This window comes from Empedobacter sp. UBA1574, from assembly GCF_002322895.1.
In the GTDB taxonomy this organism is placed as follows: Bacteria; Bacteroidota; Bacteroidia; order Flavobacteriales; family Weeksellaceae; genus Empedobacter; species Empedobacter falsenii_B.
In genome coordinates this window covers 1-21,144 of sequence record NZ_DCOI01000003.1, presented here as the reverse complement: position 1 = coordinate 21,144, position 21,144 = coordinate 1, and the positions used below count along the sequence as shown (strand labels likewise).

Below are 21,144 nucleotides of genomic sequence, written 5' to 3'. Positions count from 1 at the left end.
AACGAGTTTAAAAAGAAAAAGTAGTTAAATCTAATCATTATCTAATGAAAAGACTTAACTACTGTTGTATTTTTTTTAGGATTATTTTCTAAAGATTACCTTCGTAATTCTTAAAATCATTTTTTACCCAATCTGGCAATTCCATCGATTTTTTCTCTTCCATATCGTACATTACTTGTGTACTTTTTCCGATACAATGAATAACATCTTCACCATTTTCGCTTTTACTTGTGACAATATATTCAAAATCGAAACTCTTATTTCCTAATTTTGTAACTCGTACACCAATACGAGGTTCTATCGCATTTGGACGTAATTCTTTTTGGTAACTCGCTTCCATATGTGCAATGACAAACATGTGTCGCGTCCATTGCCATTTTTTGCTCGAAGCCATCATATAATAGGCTCTACCGATCTGGAAATACTCGAAATAAAATACATTATTTACATGACCAATTGGATCAAAATCGCTCCAACGTGGTTCTAAAGGTTTAAAGAATTTAAAGTTTTCTATACTCATTTTTAATTGGTTTTTAATAATAATTAATCTTCAGGATTTGGATCAATAAATTCGTATTTGTACAATTTGACTAACCAAAAGAATACTGAAAATAAGATAGGTCCAAATATAATTCCGATAAATCCGAATAGATTTAAACCAACGATTACTCCAAAAATAGTAATTAATGGATGAACATCTGCCATTTTTTTTTGTAAAACTAAACGGATTAAATTATCTGAAAGCCCAACAATTACAAAGCAATAAATTAATAATCCAACCGCTGATCCAGTTTCACCTTTTGCAAGTAAAAATAGTCCAAGAGGTACATAAATAAGTGCGGCACCAACGACAGGCAACATTGCAGCAAAAATGGTTAAAATAAACCAAGTAAACGCATCATCTACACCAAATATAAGATATCCAATGTAGGCAATTATTGCTTGTAGAAAGGCTGTTAATGGCATTCCGACAGCATTTGAAATAACTAAATCTTTCAAATCTTTGTTCATTTTGACTAAATTACTTGTTTTAAGCGGAATTGTTCTGTAAAACCAATTTTCAAGTTTTTGATGGTTCATCAACATAAAATACAAAATAAGGAAAGCAACACCCAACTGAACTGTCATATCCATTGAAGCATTCAGTGTTTTTTCTAATAATTTACCTCCAACTTGTGTTATTTTTTCAATGTTTGTTGCACTAAACACATCGATATGAAATTTGGTTTGCAACATTTGAATAATTTTATTGACATCTGTTTTAATTTGAGCTGTGTCATTTAATAGCACCATTACTTTATTCGTTAACATTTGAATTAATAAATAAAGAGGTCCAATAATCAAAATCGCGCTACTAATCATTAAGATAATTACACTTGCTAATTTGTTCCATTTTTTTACTTTTACTAGCCATTGCAAAGGATTTAAAAGCAAAACATACAAACACAAAGCACCGAGAAGTCCAGGGAAAAATGCTAAAAGATTTTTGGTAATTAATCCAAAAACTAAAAGTATTATTGCAATAAATGCTAACTGTAACAAGACATTGTTAGAAAGATAGTGTTTATTAGAGTTCATAGGTAATTTATTTGTTTAATAACAGTTGTTGATATTTCGTTATCAAATTCAATGCTAAAAATAGTTAATTTCTATAAACTTTTCTATTTTTAGACGTTGAATAAAATTTTACACATGAAAAAAATAGTCGGTTTAATCTTATCAGTTTTGACAATCTCTACATATGCACAAACGAAACAAGACAAAGTTGTTTTGGTAATTCATGGTGGTGCTGGTACAATTCTGAAAAAAAATATGACACCCGAAAAGGAAAAAGCGTACCGAGATGCTTTAGCTGAATCTTTGACAAAAGGTTATGAAGTCATCAAACAAGGTGGCGAAAGTGAAAATGCAGTGATAGAAGCCATAAAAGTAATGGAAAATTCACCTTTGTTTAATGCAGGAAAAGGAGCGGTTTTTACGCATGAAGGTAAAAATGAATTAGACGCTTCGTTGATGATTGGAAATACAATGCAAGCAGGTGCTGTGGCTGGAGTTACAACGATTAAAAATCCAATTTTAGCAGCAAAAGCTGTTTTACAAAATTCTGCTCATGTGATGATGGTTGGAAAAGGAGCAGAAGAATTTGCTCAAACTCAAGGTTTAGAAATTGTTGATCCAAGTTATTTTAAAACTGAGGAACGCTTGAATTCTCTTCAAAAAGTTTTGGAAAAGGATAAAGAAAAAATGGAATTAGACCATGATGCTAAAACACAAGCGTATGTTCCATTCAATTTTGTTGACGAAAAATTTGGTACTGTAGGCGCAGTTGCTTTGGATAATAAAGGTCATATCTCGGCAGGAACTTCGACTGGTGGAATGACAAATAAACGTTTTGGTCGAGTAGGCGATTCGCCAATTATTGGTGCTGGAACGTATGCAAATAGCGAAGTTGGTGTTTCGAGTACGGGTTGGGGCGAATATTTTATAAAAGCTGTTGCGGCATATGATGTTGCGGCTTTGATGAATTACAAGAAACTTTCTTCGAAAAAAGCTGGTGAAGAAGTTATTAAGAAAATTGGTGATTTAGGAGGCGATGGCGGAATGATTATTTTAGATAAAAATGGTCAAGCAAGTTTTCCTTTTAACACTGCCGGAATGTATCGCGGAAGTATTACACAATCAGGTAAGATAACTATCGAAATTTATCAATAAATTTGGAACACATTTTAAAATAAAGATATACAATACATGATAAAACAAATTTTACTTACAGCCACTGTTGTTCTTGCAAATTTTGCAACAGCGCAAGTAACCTCTATGATTAATGATAAAAATGTAGATGCTTCGACAAAAGTATATGGAATGGCTCCTTTAAGCGATGAAACAAAGGCTTATGAGAAGTTTAATTTTATGTTAGAAAATGCTGCGGCTATACAATTAGGAAAACCAATTTTGGAGTATGGATATCAATCATCTACTTTTCAAGCACAAGATAATGGAGTAATGATTTATATGGTAAAAGATAAGAAAATTGTCGATCAATGGTTGGTAAATCCTGCCTTCTACAATGTTTTTCATGACGGAATTCCGTATTCTTATGATACCGATAAATTAGCTGTTCTTGCTGATAAATATCCGTTGATTTATAAAGAAGAAAAACGTCAATATAAAACTGAAAAAGAATACCAAAAACAGCGTCCAGCCTTGTTTGCTGATCCTTATAATTTGATTATTACAGAACCAGATTTTACATACGAAGGATATTTTGATGTGCAATTTCCACAAAACGAACAATTCAAAAATTCTGAAGCTGCTATAGCTTATTTAAAACCAATTGTAGAGAAATTGACAAAAAAGAAATTTGATATTAATTATACAATTACTGAAAAAAATATTTTAGATCGTACACAATTTACAATAACAGTTGCAGGAGAAGAAAATATCTACAAAAAAATAAAATTAGATAATCTGCAAAAAGGAGATTGGCAATCATTAAGTTATGAAGCTTCGATTTTCCGAAAAGCGAATTAATAGAAAGAAAAGGTTTTTGAAATAATCAAGAACCTTTTTTTTATCCACAAAGATTCGTAATTTGACTTTTTAACCCAAAGAAATATGAATTCTAACTTCTATAAAATATTACAACACTCAAAAGAAAATCAATCAATTATTGCCGTTTACAATGATCCCGAAGGAGATAATTTTTGGGCTGGATATATTTTAGATTTTAATGACGAATTTTTTACGATGCAACACATTTCGAAATATGGTAAAAAAGATGGAATTTTAATCGAACCTTATTTTAAAATTAGTCGAATAGATGTTGATGATTACTGCAAATGTCTCAATTATTTGAAAGAACATCACACCGATTTGGATCAAGAAAATCCAATCACATTTAATGCAACAGCAGAAGAAAATTGGGTTCGTCAAATTTTAGGCGAAATAAATGATCAAACCGAATATGTATCACGTATTCAATTAAATAACAATAGTCGTTTTGCAGGTTTTATTCGGAATTTAACTGAAGATGATTTCGAGTTAAAATGTATTGGTTCGGAAGGAACGGACGAAGGCTCTTTGTATTTTCAGATTGATGATGTTTCGTCGATTCGTGTCAATGATTTAGAAGCTCGCAGAAGGTTATTTTTTTATAATTATCGTCGTTCTATCGACTTTTTTGATGAATAATCGAGAGATATTAAATAAAAAAATCCAACTCAAAACGAGTTGGATTTTTTTGATACTATGTGTTTAATCTTATCCGTTTACAGCTTCAACGTTGTCTACAACATCAGGCATCATTTGTTTTAAAATACCTTCGATACCATTTTTAAGCGTTGCTGTAGAAGACGGACAACCAGAACAAGCACCTTGTAATAACATTTTTGCTGTTCTCGTTTCTTCATCAAATTCAATTAATTCGATATTTCCACCATCATTTGCAACTGCTGGTTGAACATATTCGTCTAAAATAGCTTTGATTTGTTGTTCAACAGAAGAAAACTCTTCAGCAGGTTTTACCACAACATGCTCAGGAGCTTCTGTTGTGAATTCATAAAATTCATCAAAAACAGGACCTCCAGCTTGTAAATAATTCGTAATAAACGAACGAACATCCATTGCCCAAAGTGACCAATCTTCTGTTTCGTTTTTCGTTAAAGAAACATAATTATCAACAATAAAAACTTCTTCAACAAAAGGATATTCTTTGTAAATCGCAACAGCTAATGGAACTCCAGCAGCTTTTTCTCTCGATTTTATCTCGATGATTTCTGGCGCTAACATAGAATTTGAAACGAATTTCATCGCAGCAGGATTAGGCGTCATTTCTGCATAAATAGAAATAGGAGCCTTTTTCATTGGTGCTAAAATTGCATTTTCTTCTAAATGTTCATTGATAATTTCTTTCAAATCTTCTGTAACATCAGCCCAATCAACAGCATCTATTTTTTCTATCGCAACAAAATTCGCTGTGATAAATATTTTTTGAATAAATGGTATAGTCAATAAAACTTGCGCTAAAGGAGATTCGGTAGCTGTAGATTCTTTATCGAATTCCACGCCACCTTGTGTTAAAGTCTCGTCACAAACGAACTTCATCACGTTATTATTTGGTGTAATTTCTTCGTATACTCTCATAGTTCTACAAAAATACGCTATAAAAATGTATCTTTATCATTAGAATTATAGATTTTGTTATGGCAATAATTAAAGAATTAAATGGGCATACACCAAAGTTCGGTGAAAACTGCTTTTTAGCGGATAATGCTGTGGTTGTAGGAGAGGTAGAAATGGGAGATGATTGCTCAATTTGGTTTTCAGCAGTTGTGCGTGGAGATGTACATTATATTAAAATGGGGAATAAAGTAAATATTCAGGATAACGCAACAATACATGCGACGTATCAAAAATCGCCAACAACAATTGGAAATAACGTTTCGATAGGGCATAATGCTATTGTACATGGTTGTACAATACATGATAATGTTTTGGTTGGAATGGGCGCAATTGTGATGGATGATTGCATTGTTGAATCTAATTCTTTGATTGCTGCTGGTGCAATTTTAACCAAAGGAACGCATGTAAAAGAAGGAGAATTATGGGCTGGAATTCCAGCGAAAAAAATTAAAGATGTTCCAAAAGAATTGAAAGAAGGAGAAATAGAAAGAATCGCCAATAATTATTTGATGTATAGTAGTTGGTATAAATAAAAGAAAGCTCAGTCTGTAACTGAGCTTTTATTTTCTACTTCCAGAAATTCCAAACTTTACCATCAAAAAAGGCAATTGTTTTGGATAAGGAGAAATAATATCATTGACAACATGTCTATACGAGTAAAACTATTTAATTGTTGCTATCATTTCCAGATTGCGGTACATATTGTGAACCAATTCTTGTTGTAGATTTTCCAAAATCTTCATTAAATATTACCTTTGTTGTTTAAGGTTTAACAAAACTTATACTAAGGAAAATAAAAACATTGAAAAAAGTATATTATTAATCATAATTAATCCAGACATAAAAAATAAAATGCAGTTTTGTAACAATTTTTTATAAAGAATGTTGAAATGTCTATAGTAATCAAATAATTACGTTTTTAGTTGCTTGTTAAATGTTTATTAAGTAAATAAAATATTATTAAACAATACGATATGGTAAAGCAGTTAACTTATGATGATTTTGGACATACGCTTCATCATAATCAAATTCAATCAGTTGATGGCAATTATCTTGTTTTTGATAGACGAAATGATGATACAAAAATTGGAGAAACTTCTTCCATCTGTTTACTTCATACGAAAACTTACGAATCCGAAATTATTTATACAACAAATAATCAAACAGAGTTTGGTCCTGGAGTAGGTGCAGCCTCTTTTTCACAAATTGAGAATAAAGTTATTTTTATTCATGGTATTCGAAATGCGAATCAAGCAAATCCGTATTCGGCAACAAGAAGGACAGGTGTCGCAATTGATTTAGAATTTCCAAATCAGCCTATTTTTATGGATGCTCGAAATATAAATTTTCCCTTTACAAATGGTGCTTTGCGTGGAGGAACACATTCGCATTCGTGGCAAAAAGAGAAGAATTGGATTAGTTTTACTTACAACGATTATGTCTTGGAACAAGAATCCAAACACAATTCTAGTATAAAAGATCAGCGAGTGGTTGGAATGATGTTTCCCAAAAAAGTTGAGGTTGATTTTGATAAAACATTAGAGAATAATTTTGGTGAAATGTTTTCGATTATCGTTTCTAGAGTAGTGATAAATCCTAAAAATGGAAGTGATGAAATCGAAAAAGCTTTTGATGAATGTTGGATTAACTCAACAAACAATATCGCATTTCAGGGACATGTGCGTGATGAAAAAGGGAATTTGAAAACGGAAATTTTTATTGCTGAAATTCCAAATGAAATAAGGTTTGATGAAAACGATAATTTAAAAGGAACTTTAACTACTTTGCCAGATGTGCCAAGTTGTATTTCGCAGAAACGAATCACTTTTACTCAACATGGAATTAGTAATTTTAGACATTGGTTACGTTCTTCTCCTGATGGGAAAATCATCTATTTTTTGATGGAAGATGAATTTGATAAGACGCAATTATTTGGTGTAAATTTAGTTTCGAATGAAATTATTCAATATTCTTTTTTAGAAAATTCGATTACCTCTCCATTCAATCTTTCACCAAACGGAAAATATGCTATTTATTTTGTTAACGATAAAATATATCTAAATGATTTAACCGAAAAAAAATCTAAACAAATCTATCAAGTTCAAAAAATCAATAATGAATTAACGGGAATTCCGCATTTTTCTAACGATGGAAAAAAAATCTATTTTAATCAATTTGTTTCAAATAATTTCAATGAAAAGTTTATTCAAATCTTCGAATTAGAGTTATAAAACAAAATTGAAATATGTTAAAGTTCAAAGTTTTCTAAAAAATATTTGTCCCTTATAAAAAATATTTCTAATTTTAGTACAGATACTTAACCGAACCTAAGGTCTATGCTCTTATTCGAGTCTAACCAATGGGAATAAGAACTAAAAAAAACCTCCAATTTGGAGGTTTTTTTTATGTTTTTATTAGTCTTACTTCATACAAATCCTTGCGTCTGTCTTTCATCGTTTTTACAGTTCCATACTCATGCAACTCTTTTAGAAGATAAAGATCAACATCAGAAATCAGTACCATTTCTGTATTCGGAGTTGCTTCTGCTTTAACTCCATTGTTTGGAAAAGAGAAATCTGAAGGTGTGAAAACTGCCGATTGTGAATATTGAATATCCATATTATTCACACGCGGTAAATTTCCCACAGAGCCTGCAATAGCCACATAACACTCATTTTCTATTGCACGAGCTTGCGCACAACTACGTACTCGCGTATAACCATTTTGCGTATCAGTCATAAATGGAACAAATAAAATTTCCATTCCTTGATCGGCTAAAATACGGCTCAATTCAGGAAATTCGACATCATAACAAATTAGTAAACCTACTTTTCCGCAGTCGGTATCAAAAACTTTTATTTCATCGCCACCATTCAATGCGTAATATTTGAACTCATTTGGTGTAATGTGTATTTTACTATACGAATCTAATTTCCCCGAACGATGACATAAAAATGACGTATTATATAGTTTTCCTTCCTTTAGATGAGGCATAGATCCTGAAATAATATTGACATTATATGTAATTGCAAATTCTTGAATTTTCTTCACAATATCGTCCGTCATCGTTGCTAATTGATGCATCGCTTCAATCTCTTTCAAATGATTATATGGACTCATCAACGGCGAATTGAAAAATTCTGGAAACATAATAAAATCAGAGCCATAATCGCTTACCGCACTTACGAAAAACTCAATTTGATCATAAAAATCTTGTAAACCATTAAATAAACGCATTTGCCATTGCACCAAACCAAGACGAATAGTACGTTTTGTCGGTGAATTAGATTTCAATTCAGGTTCGTAATAGATATTATTCCATTCTAATAAAGTGGCGTATTCTAAGGATTCTTTATCATCTTTCAGATAATTTTTCAAGATTTTTTTAACATTAAAATCATTCGAAATCTGAAAAGCTAAAGTTGAATCATAAATTTCTTTACTTTTTACTTTTTCTATATATTGTCTAGGAGATAATTCTTGCGAATATTTATGATAATTTGGAATACGTCCACCAGCTACAATTGATTTTAGATTCATTTCTTCACAAAGCGCTTTACGTTCGTCATATAAACGTCTTCCCAAGCGCAATTGACGATAATTTGGATGAACAAAAACTTCAATTCCATACATTACATCACCTTCTGGATCATGTTTTAAAAATTTACCATTAGATGTTATCGTATCATAATTCGATTCGATATTCGTTTTTTTCGAATTAACCACAATACTTAATGCCGAAGCAACAACTTTTCCATCCACTTCAACACAAAGTTGACCTTGCGGAAAAATAGCTAATAATTCTTTAATTTCGTCGACAGTCCAAGTTCCAAGCTGATTGTGATAGGCTTCTTTTGTAGATTCAGTCAAATCACTATAATCTTCAAGAGTCAAATTTCTGACCTGAATATTCATTTTATTTAGATTTAGATTATGTTTGAATTTAGCAAATATTAATCCAATAAACAATTTTAAAAAATAAATTTAGACCTATCTTCGTATAGACTAATAAGCATGAAATGAAAGATGTAAAAATAGAGTTTAGAAAGCCTATTTATCCTGTGAGTGACGAATTAAATCATTATTTAGAGAAATATCATCGCAAAACAAAAGCGAGTGTAGAATATGATGATTTGATGCGTTTTTCGGGTTGTGTAGCATTGGAAGATAAGGAAGGAAATGATACGCATTGGTTAGGTGTTTATTATACCGACTCGGAACATCAGGAAATTCAAGATAGTCTAAACAGAATTTACACCTACTTACATTCAGACGGAGATGAGGAGTCTTTGCCTTATCTTGTTGTTGATTCTATTGATTATTGTACGTTCGGAAATTCGAAACCTTTTCGTATTCGGGTTCGTAATATTTTGAATGATAATTATACCAATTTTTACATCAAAAAAGCAGATGCTTCGCGTATTTATGGTTTAGAATTAGAAGATATTTTGTCTCCACATCGAATCAATTTTTTGGTCTACAAAAATACATTGATTGAAGAGCATATTTTAGGAATTCCAGGAGATGTTTTTATCAAAAATTATTTGGATAAATGTAATGATTTAGAGAAAAATCAGATTGCAAAAGAGTTTGTAAAGTTCAATGAACGCTGTTTTATTGGTCTTTTAGGTGATATGCGATCGTATAATTATGTGGTGATTCCAATTCACGATTTTGATCAAGTTATCTATAGAATTCGACCAATAGATTTCGATCAACAATGTTATGAAGGAAATTTAAAAATTTATCGACCACAGTATTTCAAAGAAAATAAAATTATGGTTGATTTGGTGAATAATCGCTTGAAACCAAATTCTGTCGATCAATATAGAAAAGAAGTAAAATCCTTGATTTCGAAAAGAATTTCGAATAGTTCGAAACGTTTTCGTGATTTAATGAAAATCATGAAAAATGATCATATTTCTAAACCAGAAAATGTTGCACAATTACGAACTGGTTTTGCAAAGTTTTATAAAGATCAATCTTACGAAAATTGTGAAAGAATGGGTGAAGTTCTATATAAAGCAATTGCGAATAGTTTGGAACAGATAAAATAAGAAAAGCTTCTCAAAAATAGAGAAGCTTTCTTTTTTTATATAATTTAGAAATTAGTTTTTTAATAACTGCTTTCTGAAACGTAAAGCAACCAATCCTGCCCCTATTACCAATAATGGTAAATAATCATCGATTGGTGCTGGATCAGCATCTTCAACATCTGTTCCACCACCACCGGTTCCTGGTCTAGCAGAACTTTCATTTTGATTAGTTGATTCAAAGAACGAAATCTTATTTTCTTGAGCAGATAGACCTATTGAACAATGCAAAACTCCTGCAACTAAGATAATTTGTTTTATATTTTTCATATTGTACTATTTTATTAGATGTTAAATTATTTGTTTACAACTTTTTGAGTCTTAACTTTTCCGTCTTCAGTCAGAACTTTTATAACTAAAATTCCTTTTGCAGAAGATTCAACTTGGTAAACACTTGCACGAATGTTATTTTTCACAAATATTTTTCTTCCTTGAATATCATACAACTCTACCGAAGAAATTTTATTTTGTTTTGCATCCACTACAATTGTATTGTTTTTAGTATAAACAATAACATTTTCTTTTGACAATTCATCTGTACCTAATGTTTTATTTGTATACACAAGTTCAAAACGAGTATCAAATATTCCTGCTTTAGAAGTGAATGAATAAGCTGATTCTGATAAGTTATGTACTTGATTTAACTCTTTATCTCTTAAATAAACAATCTGTCCTTTTTCAAACAACCCATCAGCTTTCTCTATATTGATTGTGTAATTTCCTTGCTCTAAAGTTTCAAAACCTAATTTTACGACATCATCAGTTTTAAAAGGTAAGCTGCGTCCTTGGATTGCATATGCTTCATTATTAATCAATGAGTAGATTGCTGAAGATCCTCTTTGCATCACTTTTGCATCAATTTGATTATCCGCATCGTTTGTAGCTCCATCCATATAAGCTAATAAAATTTGGCTAATTGTTTTACTTTCTTTTGATAAACTTAACCAAATTCTGTTTTTCTCTGCAATTGAATTTTTATAGAAAAATGCATCTTGCGAAGTTCTCATTGTATTGTTAAAATTAACTGTAGGTGTAGCTTGAGAAAGTCCTACGATAAATCCTTGTCCAACAGAAATGTTTGACAAATCAGGAATAACACCACCTACAACGTTGAATGCGGCATAATTATTTGCATATTCTGAAGAACCAACAGGGAATTGATGTGTCCAGAAATATAATGAATTAACATTCTCATTTGCTAATAAGAATTTTTCCACATTAATGTTAGAAGCATAAGGGTTACCAACTAAATTGTATCCATTTGCTGTAAATTGAACAGGAACTGTTATATCTCCATTGAACGGAACACCTAAAAATGCACCATTATGAATTGTATTTTGCCCTGTTGGTAAAGTGTTTTTAACACGGATAGAAACCCCTTTACCTGGTTCAAATAATTTTGAGTCTGTATCTGAAGTTAAAATCTGAGTAAATTCATCTGTTGTTTCATTATATGTCCAAAAACGATTGTATAATGTTTCCGGAGAGAATGAACGTATAGTTTGTTGCGATGCTTCCTGCTGAACCGGAGAAGACCAGAACGTCATATCATTACGAACCATCGATTTACTATCGCGGTTAACTGTAATTGCTCCTGAGTTAGCAACGTTTTGATTTTGGATTAAATTACCACCATTTTCTACAACTAATCCTGTAAGACCAGCTTGATTGTCGATCTTCCCATCAACGATTAAACGAGCACCTGACTTTACGACAACTGAACCTCCAGCATCTGAAACTGTAAACGTTTTAGCTTCTAATTGCGTATCAACTGTTACTTTACCTTTGATGATTACATCTTTTGTAAGATCCGGCGTTCCATTAGACCATGCAGTTCCGTCCCAAGTTGTAGAGTTTTCAGCTGTTGAACATTGAATTTTAACATTGTCAATAAATGCTCTTTTTGCCGATGTTTCTAATTTTAAAGTAGAACCAGCAGCTACGTTTTCAAAACTTACAGTTTGTGTTTCGAAATTATCTGCCATTTTCGCTGTATAAACAACATTTTTAGTTTCTGAACCTAATGTAACATTGACACTTCCTTCAATTGCTGTCCAACCTTTTACATCAAAAGAAACTATTACATTACCAGCTATTTGATCTAACACTTTTGATGTTATCCCCCCTTTGTTATTACTTGAACCTAACCTAATAGCATTTCCTGCTTGATAAACAGTAACTACAGTAGGAAAATTAGAATTCCCATTCCAAGCCTTATTAGATCCTGCAGTACTTGTATTATTACCATTTAAACCATCAAATGTTTCCTCAAAACAATAAGTAGCATTAGGATCTGTTACTGAAACATCAAAAGTTGTACTAAATTCGTTATAATTATTATTACTAACGGCAGTTGCATTAATAGTTGTAGAACCAATACCATCAAATGATAAGCTATTTCCGTTTATAGAAACAATAGAATTATCAGCAGAAGTATACACAATATTTAACCCTTGATCTGTTTGTGATGGTAAACCAGAAAAAGTGGTTCCTTGGTTTTGAACTAAAGCTTCAAAGTTATAATCTACTGTTTGGTTTGCTTTTGCAATTTCAAAAGTTATAGTAGCCGGATCAGAAGTTCCATATTGATTTGTGGCTGCTACCTGTGCTGTAAATGTTCCTGCTTGTTCAGGTGTACCTGAGAAAACGCCATTATCAAATGTAATTCCTAAAGGTAAAATACCTGTTTGAGTCCAAAAGGTAGGATTATTAGTTGCTGTCACAGCTCCATCAGGCAATAATACACCATAAGTTCCTGTAATTGTTCGTGGAGACACAACTGGTTTTTCCGTTGCTATTCCAGCGGCAGTCCAAGAAATATTATCTAAAGTAAGTTGTGGTCCTGCATTTCTAAATGTAATAACAGCTGCCTCTGACTTATTTATTTCTACTTCAAATGAATGAATAGTAGCATCCGTTTGTGCTTTTCCAAATGTTGGTGAAGTGTAAACAACTACATTATCTACTAATACTTCAATCTTTCTATTATTTGAACCTCCAGTAAAAGCTTTTCTGACATCAAAAGATAATTTTCCGATTCCATTAGAAATTGTAGTTTCTAATGTATTTCCTGAAGCTTGAAATAGGATTCCTTTATTTGTGATTGGATATGTACTTTCATTTCTTGCATTTGTATAATTCCATACAATTCCTCCTGTTTCTCCAGTAAATGATCCTGTTGCATAAGAACTACTTAATGCTGTTTGGGACTCAAAAGTTTCTGTTCCCTGTCCAAAAGCAAATCCTGATAACAATAATGTTAATAAGGATGATTTAAAAAAGTAAAGTTTTTTCATACGATAAATTGTTTTAAGTTTTTTTTAAAAAAAGTTAATTTTCTAAACTAATATTAATATAACATTAACAAAAATAATACATAAAATTTACTTAAGTATTTTTAAATGAATATCCTACAAAAAAAATCCGCTAACAAATAAATGTTAACGGATTAATTTTAAATAAAGGGAAAAAATACTATTAATAGTATGTATATCTTCTAACACCTGCAATGTGTTTTGCTAAACGCATTACTTGGTGACTGTATCCATATTCGTTATCATACCAAACATACATCACAACATTTTTACCATCGGCAGAAACAATTGTCGCATTACTATCGAAAATCGACGGAGCAGAAGTTCCAACAATATCCGAAGAAACCAATTCATTGTTCAACGAAAATTTAATTTGCTCAACTAATTCTCCGTTCAATGCAGCATCTTTCATCAAATTGTTTACCGCTTCTACAGAAGTATCTTTACTAACTTCTAAATTCAAGACAACCAAAGATCCATTTGGAACAGGAACACGAATTGCATTCGAAGTTAATTTACCTGCTAAACTTGGTAAAGCTTTTGCTACAGCACTACCAGCACCAGTTTCAGTAATTACCATATTCAAAGCAGCAGCACGTCCACGACGATATTTTTTGTGCATATTATCAACCAAATTTTGGTCGTTTGTATAAGCATGAATTGTTTCTAAATGCCCTTTTACAACACCTAAATTATCTTCAACAACTTTCAAAATAGGTGTAATTGCATTTGTTGTACAAGAAGCAGCTGAGAATATATTTACATTTTCTGGGCTATATTCTTCATGATTAACACCGTAAACAATATTCGGAACACCTTTTCCTGGCGCTGTTAATAAAACTTTATCAGCACCAACAGATTTTAAATGACGAGATAACGCTTCTTCATCTTTAAAAACACCTGTGTTATCAATAATTAAAGCATTATTAATTCCGTAAGTAGTATAATCAATTTCTTCTGGCTGAGCTGCAGAAATCATATAAACAGAAACTCCGTTGATGATTAAAGCATTATTTTCGTGATCAGCTACAACGTTTCCGTCAAAATCACCATGAACAGAATCATGACGTAACAAAGAAGCTCTTTTTTCTAACAAAACAGGATCGTTTTTATCACGTGTTACAACAGCGCGTAATCTTAATTGTTGACCTTTTCCCATTTGAGAAGCCAACTCACGAGCTAATAAACGTCCGATACGACCAAAACCGTATAAAACAACGTCTTTTGGTTCAACACTTTTTACATTTTTGCTTGCACCTAATTTCTCTTCAACGAAAGCTTCTGCCGAAGCGTAATTCCCAGAAATATATTCTTTAGCTAATTTTCCAACATCAAGTCTAGAAGCTGGTAATTTAGCTTCAGAAATAGCTTTAGCAATCGCTAATGTATCGTCGATAGCAATCTTTTTTTCTACAAATTCCTCAGCATACTGATGTAGATTTACGATGTCACTAACGTTTTTATCAACTAATTGATTACGGAAAATTACCAATTCAACAGATTGATCATACCATAAATCTGAAACAATTTTAATGAATTCTACAACCTTTTTGCTCATTTCATTGAAAGATGCAAGTTGTTGATCATAAGAAGAGTGGTTCATTTAATAAATGTTTATTTGTGTTTATTTACTTAATTCTTGGCAAAAGTAATCAATTATAACGATTTCGTACATTTTTTTTACAAAAACTAATTATTGTCATAAAAACACAACTATTCCTACGAAAATACTAAAATATAGAAAAAAAATAAATTTTTAATAGGAAATTTTAAATTTTATGAATACTAATAAGTAGCTATTAACCATTATTTTATTGTTTAATTTAAATTGAATTGAATTTTACGAAAACGTTTTCGTAAAATAATTGTTAAAAATTTTTATTTGCAAATTCGAAAAAGCGTTCTATATTTGCACTCGCAATACGGCAATAAACGCTGTGTTGGAGAGTTGGCAGAGTGGTCGAATGCGGCAGTCTTGAAAACTGTTGAGGGTCACACCTCCGGGGGTTCGAATCCCTCACTCTCCGCTGAAAGGGATTCTATTACTTAGAATCTCTTTTTTTGTATAAATAAAAAAGTTTTCTTCCTTTATTTTCAAATGGTTACTCGAAAATAAATCCATCATTGTAGGTATTTGATAAATCCCATTTTCATAGTGTAAACTGCTGTCGAACACTATGTTTACAAATTCTTTTTTCTGTAAAGTATTAGCTTTAGAATAAACAAATGACCCGGTCCTAAAATAACTATACATGTTTTTAAATAAATCCTGTTATAGTTACACACCAATTGATCTTAATCCTAAATTTACTATACAAAGGAGTTTTGATTATTAAAACTTCTATTATAGTTTTCCATCTTTTCTTTAATTTTTCTGACTGCAAATGCGCAGCATTTGGAGTTAAATAATCACAACTTGTATGTGGTCTTAATTCATTATAAGTTTTAATACTATTAGTAATTTTAATTTTTGTCTGATCAAAACCTAATGTGCTTTCATATAAATTAAATTCCATTTTAATTATTCCATTAACCCTTTCTGCCATTGTATTTTCATAGGGATCACCTTTTTCTGTCATACTTATAGCTATGTTATTTGAGAGTAATAAATCTACATATTTATGTGAGCAATACTGCGATCCTCTATCAGAATGATGAATTATAGATTCATTATAAAGCCTGTTATTTACTGCCATGTTAAGCGCTTCAATACAACCATCAGCTGATAAATCTTCACGGAAGCAATACCCCATTATTTTTCTTGAATAAGCATCTGTTATTAAACTCAGGTAACCCCATTGAGTGCCTAGTCGAACTTGTATACCGTAGTGTTTTTGGGCTTGTTTATACGTAAAGCCGCCTTTTTCTACTTGGCGTACAACAGCTAACTTAAAGCCTAAGGTGTAATCGCGTTGTGTACGCTTTTCTCTTTCTAAGTATGATTCTTTCATGATAAGTTGATTTGGTGTCAACTTATTTTAGGATAAGACATTCTTTAACAAAAAAGGCTCTTATCCAAGAATTTTATATTAAAGAAATGTTTTGGGAAAAAGTACTTTTTACCGAGCTTAAAACAAGGAATCGTCTTGTTTCTCCTCATGCGATACAACGTTTTTTCACTAACGTTAAGTAGCCTTTGCACATCTGCACTGTCGTAGAATTCGTGAACTTTGTTATATGTTTTAATTTATTTAATTTCAGTAATATACGAGTTAATTAAATAAAATAAATGATAAGAGGAAGTAGGGATAGGGTGATTCTATATTTCTTCTTTTCATTTTTTTGTTCATCCAAAAAAAACGAAACAAAAAAAGATGCCGACAGTAGTCTCTCAATGATTCAACTAACTAAATTATTTTCATAAAGTTGTCAACTCGTTCCACTCAGACACTCCAACTTTTTTTATTCCAATAATTTAGAATTGAATTTCATTTCGATACTAAATCGTCGGATTTTTAATTCCTTTTTCAATATTCAAATTCACTTATAATAACGAATTTTAAAGCTGTCATTGCTGAAGAGTCGAGTGTCAATTCTACGTAGTGAGCGTTAAAAATGATTTACTGTTCACATTTTATATGTGAATAATTTAAAGCATTTAGCGAGTAGTCGTTATTGACCGACTTGTAGGCACGGACTTGATTTTTTTTGGTTCGTTTTTTTTATCAAGAAAAAAAATGAACATATAATTTATTAATCAACTTGTAACAAGTTTACCTAAGCTCCACAAGAGCTTCTCCTTATAATTTCAAATGTTTTTTACTGTATGTAGAAGATTATTTTAGAAAAATAATTCATTTTCATGTTGAATCTTTTGTATTCTCTCTATTTTAGTAAGAAATTAATGATATGAATTTTAAAATACTGTTTTTATTTCTTACTTCTACACTACTTTTTGGTCAAAATAATTTTATAACTCCTTACGAAAAAGGAAATAAAAATCAAACTACAACCTATGATGAAATGAATGTGTTTTATCAAAATTTAGCGGAAAATTTTGAGACAATACAGTATGTAAAAAAAGGAGAAGACGATAATGGAAAGTCAATTTATGTAGTTGTTTATAATCCATTTAAAGAAAAAGATATAAAAGAATTACGTAAAACAAAAGCAGTGCTTTTCGTAAACAATGGAATTCATCCTGGAGAACCGGACGGAATTGATGCGACGATGATGTTGATGCGAGATTTGGCAATGAAAAAAATTAAACCGCTTAAGAATTTTATTATTGCTGCGATTTCGGCCTATAATGTAAGTGGTATGTTGAATAGAGGGGCTTTTTCGCGCGCAAATCAGAATGGACCTGAACAATATGGTTTTCGTGGAAATGCCAGAAATTATGATTTGAACAGAGATTTTATTAAAAATGATTCAAAAAATGCAAAAAGCTTTCAGACGATTTTTCATTGGTTGAAACCTGATGTTTTTATTGATAATCATGTAAGTAATGGGGCAGATTATCAGTACACATTTACCTATATTTCGTCTTTTAAAGCGCGTGTAGGAAATGTTTTGGGCGATTATTTTTATACGACATATCAAGCAAATAATCTAGCCGAAATGCAAAAAAATGGTTACGAAAGTACGCAATATGTGAACATACATGGCGATGTTCCTGATATTGGTTTTGCAGCTTTCGAAGATTCTCCACGCTATTCTACAGGTTATACAACATTGTTTAATGCACTAAGCACAATGCCCGAAACACATATGTTAAAGCCTTATGAAAACCGTGTAGACGCAACGTATAAATATATGTTGGTAAATCTAGAAAATTTAGATAAAGAATATTTGACAATCAGAAATTTACGAAAAGAAAATCTAAAACAATATCAGGTCGGAAATCAATATGGAATTCGTTGGAAAATAGATTCTACTCAATTTACAACAATGAATTTTAAAGGATTTGAAGCAGGATACAAGCCAAGTGCGGTTTCGGGAAAAGATAGATTGTACTATGATCGATCGAAACCATTTACAAAAAAAATTAAATTATTCAATTCTGCAAAACCAATTAGTTACATTACAATTCCGAAATATTATGTTCTTCCACAAGCTGAATATCGCGTTGTAGAAGCTTTGCAACGAAATGATATTCAAATGAAACGAATAGAAAATGATACATTAATTAACGTCGAATCGTATAAAATATCAGATTTTAAAACCAATAAAAATGCATATGAAGGACATTATAATCATTACGAAACGGTGGTTACAAAATCGATGAAATCGCTTAAATTTTTTGAAGGAGATTATATTGTGCCAACACAACAAGATGGAGTGAAATATATTCTTGAAACCTTAGAACCAGAGGCATTGGATTCGTTCTTTAACTGGAATTTTTTCGATGGAATATTAGGTCAGAAAGAATATTATTCGGCTTATATTTTTGAGGATACAGCTGCTGAATTATTGAAAAATAATGTGGTTTTGAAAACCGCATTTGAAGCAGAAAAAGCATTAAAACCAGAGTTTGCTAATGATGGCGAAGCACAGTTGGATTGGGTTTATAAAAATTCGCCTTATTTTGAGAAGAATACTTACAGACAATATCCGATTTATAGGATTCTTAATTAAAACCAGTTGTGCATTTTGAAATAAAATTATTCAAATAGATGGTTTAAGTTGTTATAACACACAATTTGTTAATTAAAATCTATTTGTTGAAATAGAAAAGGCAAAGGTGAAAAATTGTAAAAAGCTCTTATCTGTATTGATAAGAGCTTTTAATTTATAGTTTGATGCATTCTAAAAATCGTCTTCAATAATTTCTTGCACACGTCCAATTTGTCCATCCGTCAAACGAACTTTTATACCACGATGATGATAAGGCGCAGAAGTCAATAAATCTTTCACGATACCCTCAGTCAATTCGCCAGTTCGTTGATCCTTTTTCAATACAATATTAACCAGCATACCAGGTTTTATATTTGCTCTTGTTTTACCATCCATATTACAAATATCTTAAAATAAATGGAAAAGATATTCATTCTATCGTAAAGGAAATTAAAAAATACATTCATCTGGAAGGTAAAAATGAAATGGGATTGAATATGAAATTTATGAATTTTCTCTTTTATTATTTTATTTACAACCCAGCTGAAAAAATTTGAGATTGAATATAAAGGCAAGAATAACAAGAATACAACTTTCTTTTATTGGAGAGGGGTTGAGGTGAAAATCATAAAACTAGAAATAGGATTTGTTCGAGTGTTGTTCGATAATGTTTCGGAAAAAGTGGGCGAACAAAATAGGGGAGAAGTGAAGTGATTTTTATTTGAAATGGTAATTGATTTAAAAATTAATTATTACTGAGTATAAATAAGAAAATATAAGATAGATTTGGTCGAGTATTTAATTGATTTGGAATAAATTTAGAAGATAAATAATTCATTATGGAAAATTTACCAAATTTAAATAGTATTCATGATACTGATAAAAGCGTTGGAGCGATAAGTATTTTCAAAGGCGAATCTAGTAATGTAACATCAATTCAATTATTAGAAAAAAGTGTTTTAAAAGAGCACAGTACAAAAATACCTGCTTTGCTTTTATGTGTTACTGGAAAAGTAGTGTATTCAGATGAAAATGAACAAACAATAGAATTAAGCTCTAGTGACTATATAACGATAGAACCAAATGTTATACATAAGTTAGAGGCTTTAGTAAATAGTCAGTTGATTTTAGTAAAATAAGATCATCAATAAAATGAATTAATATTTCTTGATATGCACGAATTACATCTATTATTAATTTTCCATTTAATAGGCGCTACGATATGGGTTGGTGGACATATTATATTAAGTTTGGTTATTTTACCACAAGTATGGAAAGAAAAATCGATAGAGAAATTGTTCTCTTTTGAAAGTAAATACGAACGAATAGGACTTCCAGCTTTATTAGTTATGGTTATTACAGGAGTAAGAATGTCTTATATCTACACGATCAAGATTAGTAATTGGTTTCAATTCGAAAACCCCATTGAAAGAGTTGTCTCATTAAAACTGATAGGCTTAGCAACAATTGTATTATTGGCTTTGAGTGCTCAATTTTATGTGCTTCCTCGTTTAAAAACAGATGATACAAAACTTCCTCTCATGACATTTCATATTATAGCGGTGACAACGATTAGTATAATCATGTTAATACTAGGTAGCTTCGTACGATATGGTGGTATTTAGATAAATATTAGTAGTTTAGCCTATCTATTTATTAAATTTCTTGTTATAGTTTAGTAGAGAACAATAGTAACAAAGTAGCTATGAATCATTCTTAGGTAATGGTATTTGTAATCCAGTTTTAACTGTATGCATGTTGACAAAAGTTTTAAAACGTCGTATATTCGAGTTACTAAAAAATAATTTTCGAGTCAAGGATTCGTATTCTCGCATAGTATTAACCACCATAATCAATGCAAAATCTACTTCACCTGTTACATAATAACATTGCTGAATTTGAGGAGTTTTATTGAAAGTTGATTTTATTTCATCAATAAATTCAATTTTATCTGTATCCAATTCAATTTCTACGAACAGCTGTCGTACTTCATGACTTCG

General features: G+C 31.0%; 19 protein-coding genes, 1 tRNA gene and 1 pseudogene. 10 read left to right on the top strand and 11 right to left on the bottom strand.

All coding sequences use genetic code 11. The features are described from left to right. Window positions 1–88: 88 nt before the first annotated feature. Together B3578_RS01095 and B3578_RS01090 are read right to left on the bottom strand one after the other, a co-directional pair. Window positions 89–520, bottom strand: a complete 432-nt coding sequence (locus tag B3578_RS01095) for an acyl-CoA thioesterase (RefSeq protein ID WP_052217929.1) — start codon at window positions 518–520, stop codon at window positions 89–91. A gap of 23 nt (window positions 521–543) precedes the next feature. Then, window positions 544–1,578, bottom strand: coding sequence for an AI-2E family transporter (locus B3578_RS01090; protein WP_260509614.1), 1,035 nt, complete (start codon window positions 1,576–1,578; stop codon window positions 544–546). Between the two features lie 114 nt (window positions 1,579–1,692). Between B3578_RS01090 and B3578_RS01085 the strand changes: the two genes are divergently transcribed. From B3578_RS01085 to B3578_RS01075, 3 genes are all read left to right on the top strand, one after another. Further along, window positions 1,693–2,712 carry an isoaspartyl peptidase/L-asparaginase family protein gene (locus B3578_RS01085; RefSeq protein ID WP_286495944.1) on the top strand — a complete coding sequence of 340 codons (1,020 nt, stop codon included), beginning with the start codon at window positions 1,693–1,695 and terminating at the stop codon, window positions 2,710–2,712. Between the two features lie 36 nt (window positions 2,713–2,748). Then, complete coding sequence (locus B3578_RS01080) at window positions 2,749–3,531, top strand: hypothetical protein (protein WP_280049999.1); 783 nt, start codon at window positions 2,749–2,751, stop codon at window positions 3,529–3,531. A gap of 84 nt (window positions 3,532–3,615) precedes the next feature. Then, window positions 3,616–4,191 carry a hypothetical protein gene (locus tag B3578_RS01075; protein ID WP_125348839.1) on the top strand — a complete coding sequence of 192 codons (576 nt, stop codon included), beginning with the start codon at window positions 3,616–3,618 and terminating at the stop codon, window positions 4,189–4,191. Window positions 4,192–4,260: 69 nt separating this feature from the next. On the opposite strand, the gene B3578_RS01070 is transcribed toward B3578_RS01075, so the two are convergent. After that, window positions 4,261–5,142, bottom strand: a complete 882-nt coding sequence (locus B3578_RS01070) for a NifU family protein (protein ID WP_125348840.1) — start codon at window positions 5,140–5,142, stop codon at window positions 4,261–4,263. Window positions 5,143–5,201: 59 nt separating this feature from the next. On the opposite strand from B3578_RS01070, the gene B3578_RS01065 reads away from it, so the two are divergent. Both B3578_RS01065 and B3578_RS01060 read left to right on the top strand, forming a co-directional pair. After that, window positions 5,202–5,714, top strand: a complete 513-nt coding sequence (locus B3578_RS01065; protein WP_286495943.1) for a gamma carbonic anhydrase family protein — start codon at window positions 5,202–5,204, stop codon at window positions 5,712–5,714. Between the two features lie 441 nt (window positions 5,715–6,155). Next, a complete protein-coding gene (locus B3578_RS01060) occupies window positions 6,156–7,412 on the top strand; it encodes a DUF3748 domain-containing protein (RefSeq protein ID WP_291046424.1) in 1,257 nt (418 codons plus the stop codon). A 172-nt stretch (window positions 7,413–7,584) separates the two neighbouring features. Here the strand turns inward: B3578_RS01060 and B3578_RS01055 are convergent, their stop codons facing one another. Next, a complete protein-coding gene (locus B3578_RS01055) occupies window positions 7,585–9,096 on the bottom strand; it encodes a carbon-nitrogen hydrolase family protein (protein ID WP_219034775.1) in 1,512 nt (503 codons plus the stop codon). Window positions 9,097–9,200: 104 nt separating this feature from the next. On the opposite strand from B3578_RS01055, the gene B3578_RS01050 reads away from it, so the two are divergent. Then, window positions 9,201–10,238: a hypothetical protein gene (locus B3578_RS01050; RefSeq protein WP_180904915.1), complete on the top strand. Its 1,038-nt coding sequence runs from the start codon at window positions 9,201–9,203 to the stop codon at window positions 10,236–10,238. Between the two features lie 51 nt (window positions 10,239–10,289). Here B3578_RS01050 and B3578_RS01045 read toward each other — a convergent pair whose 3' ends face one another. The 3 genes from B3578_RS01045 to B3578_RS01035 form a co-directional block, all read right to left on the bottom strand. After that, entirely contained in the window at window positions 10,290–10,544 is a 255-nt protein-coding gene (locus B3578_RS01045) for a hypothetical protein (RefSeq protein WP_180904914.1), read from the bottom strand. 26 nt (window positions 10,545–10,570) lie between these two features. Further along, window positions 10,571–13,570 (bottom strand): hypothetical protein, encoded by a 3,000-nt coding sequence (locus B3578_RS01040; RefSeq protein WP_291046416.1) that lies wholly within the window; start codon window positions 13,568–13,570, stop codon window positions 10,571–10,573. Between the two features lie 181 nt (window positions 13,571–13,751). Beyond that, entirely contained in the window at window positions 13,752–15,191 is a 1,440-nt protein-coding gene (locus tag B3578_RS01035; RefSeq protein WP_286495940.1) for a glyceraldehyde-3-phosphate dehydrogenase, read from the bottom strand. Window positions 15,192–15,530: 339 nt separating this feature from the next. Here B3578_RS01035 and B3578_RS01030 point away from each other — a divergent pair. Continuing rightward, window positions 15,531–15,615: transfer RNA gene (locus B3578_RS01030), tRNA-Ser, on the top strand. Window positions 15,616–15,957: 342 nt separating this feature from the next. Here the strand turns inward: B3578_RS01030 and B3578_RS01025 are convergent. Both B3578_RS01025 and B3578_RS01020 read right to left on the bottom strand, forming a co-directional pair. Continuing rightward, window positions 15,958–16,539: pseudogene (locus B3578_RS01025) on the bottom strand (DDE-type integrase/transposase/recombinase); the annotation flags it as partial. A gap of 44 nt (window positions 16,540–16,583) precedes the next feature. Then, on the bottom strand, window positions 16,584–16,775 hold the full coding sequence (locus tag B3578_RS01020) for a helix-turn-helix domain-containing protein (protein ID WP_286495961.1): 192 nt from the start codon (window positions 16,773–16,775) through the stop codon (window positions 16,584–16,586). A 662-nt stretch (window positions 16,776–17,437) separates the two neighbouring features. On the opposite strand from B3578_RS01020, the gene B3578_RS01015 reads away from it, so the two are divergent. Further along, a complete protein-coding gene (locus B3578_RS01015) occupies window positions 17,438–19,165 on the top strand; it encodes a hypothetical protein (protein WP_286495938.1) in 1,728 nt (575 codons plus the stop codon). A gap of 171 nt (window positions 19,166–19,336) precedes the next feature. On the opposite strand, the gene B3578_RS01010 is transcribed toward B3578_RS01015, so the two are convergent. Next, entirely contained in the window at window positions 19,337–19,540 is a 204-nt protein-coding gene (locus B3578_RS01010) for a YwbE family protein (RefSeq protein WP_286495937.1), read from the bottom strand. Between the two features lie 443 nt (window positions 19,541–19,983). Here B3578_RS01010 and B3578_RS01005 point away from each other — a divergent pair, with 443 nt between their 5' ends. Together B3578_RS01005 and B3578_RS01000 are read left to right on the top strand one after the other, a co-directional pair. Continuing rightward, the gene (locus B3578_RS01005) at window positions 19,984–20,283 is read left to right on the top strand and encodes a hypothetical protein (RefSeq protein WP_286495936.1); all 300 of its coding nucleotides are present in this window, start codon (window positions 19,984–19,986) and stop codon (window positions 20,281–20,283) included. A 33-nt stretch (window positions 20,284–20,316) separates the two neighbouring features. Further along, window positions 20,317–20,769: a CopD family protein gene (locus B3578_RS01000; protein ID WP_286495935.1), complete on the top strand. Its 453-nt coding sequence runs from the start codon at window positions 20,317–20,319 to the stop codon at window positions 20,767–20,769. Window positions 20,770–20,847: 78 nt separating this feature from the next. Here B3578_RS01000 and B3578_RS00995 read toward each other — a convergent pair. Further along, window positions 20,848–21,144: Lrp/AsnC ligand binding domain-containing protein (locus B3578_RS00995; RefSeq protein WP_291046406.1), on the bottom strand; the 297-nt coding region annotated here is incomplete at its 5' end.

Excerpts from the sequence above, each read along its gene's own strand:
- B3578_RS01095 (WP_052217929.1), bottom strand. The coding sequence starts at position 520 with ATGAGTATAGAAAACTTTAAATTCTTTAAACCTTTAGAACCACGTTGG.
- B3578_RS01015 (WP_286495938.1), top strand. The coding sequence starts at position 17,438 with ATGAATTTTAAAATACTGTTTTTATTTCTTACTTCTACACTACTTTTT.
- B3578_RS01060 (WP_291046424.1), top strand. The coding sequence starts at position 6,156 with ATGGTAAAGCAGTTAACTTATGATGATTTTGGACATACGCTTCATCAT.
- B3578_RS01000 (WP_286495935.1), top strand. The coding sequence starts at position 20,317 with ATGCACGAATTACATCTATTATTAATTTTCCATTTAATAGGCGCTACG.
- B3578_RS01090 (WP_260509614.1), bottom strand. The coding sequence starts at position 1,578 with ATGAACTCTAATAAACACTATCTTTCTAACAATGTCTTGTTACAGTTA.
- B3578_RS01050 (WP_180904915.1), top strand. The coding sequence starts at position 9,201 with ATGAAAGATGTAAAAATAGAGTTTAGAAAGCCTATTTATCCTGTGAGT.
- B3578_RS01005 (WP_286495936.1), top strand. The coding sequence starts at position 19,984 with ATGGAAAATTTACCAAATTTAAATAGTATTCATGATACTGATAAAAGC.
- B3578_RS01010 (WP_286495937.1), bottom strand. The coding sequence starts at position 19,540 with ATGGATGGTAAAACAAGAGCAAATATAAAACCTGGTATGCTGGTTAAT.
- B3578_RS01085 (WP_286495944.1), top strand. The coding sequence starts at position 1,693 with ATGAAAAAAATAGTCGGTTTAATCTTATCAGTTTTGACAATCTCTACA.
- B3578_RS01075 (WP_125348839.1), top strand. The coding sequence starts at position 3,616 with ATGAATTCTAACTTCTATAAAATATTACAACACTCAAAAGAAAATCAA.
- B3578_RS01080 (WP_280049999.1), top strand. The coding sequence starts at position 2,749 with ATGATAAAACAAATTTTACTTACAGCCACTGTTGTTCTTGCAAATTTT.
- B3578_RS01055 (WP_219034775.1), bottom strand. The coding sequence starts at position 9,096 with ATGAATATTCAGGTCAGAAATTTGACTCTTGAAGATTATAGTGATTTG.
- B3578_RS01065 (WP_286495943.1), top strand. The coding sequence starts at position 5,202 with ATGGCAATAATTAAAGAATTAAATGGGCATACACCAAAGTTCGGTGAA.
- B3578_RS01040 (WP_291046416.1), bottom strand. The coding sequence starts at position 13,570 with ATGAAAAAACTTTACTTTTTTAAATCATCCTTATTAACATTATTGTTA.
- B3578_RS01045 (WP_180904914.1), bottom strand. The coding sequence starts at position 10,544 with ATGAAAAATATAAAACAAATTATCTTAGTTGCAGGAGTTTTGCATTGT.
- B3578_RS01070 (WP_125348840.1), bottom strand. The coding sequence starts at position 5,142 with ATGAGAGTATACGAAGAAATTACACCAAATAATAACGTGATGAAGTTC.
- B3578_RS01035 (WP_286495940.1), bottom strand. The coding sequence starts at position 15,191 with ATGAACCACTCTTCTTATGATCAACAACTTGCATCTTTCAATGAAATG.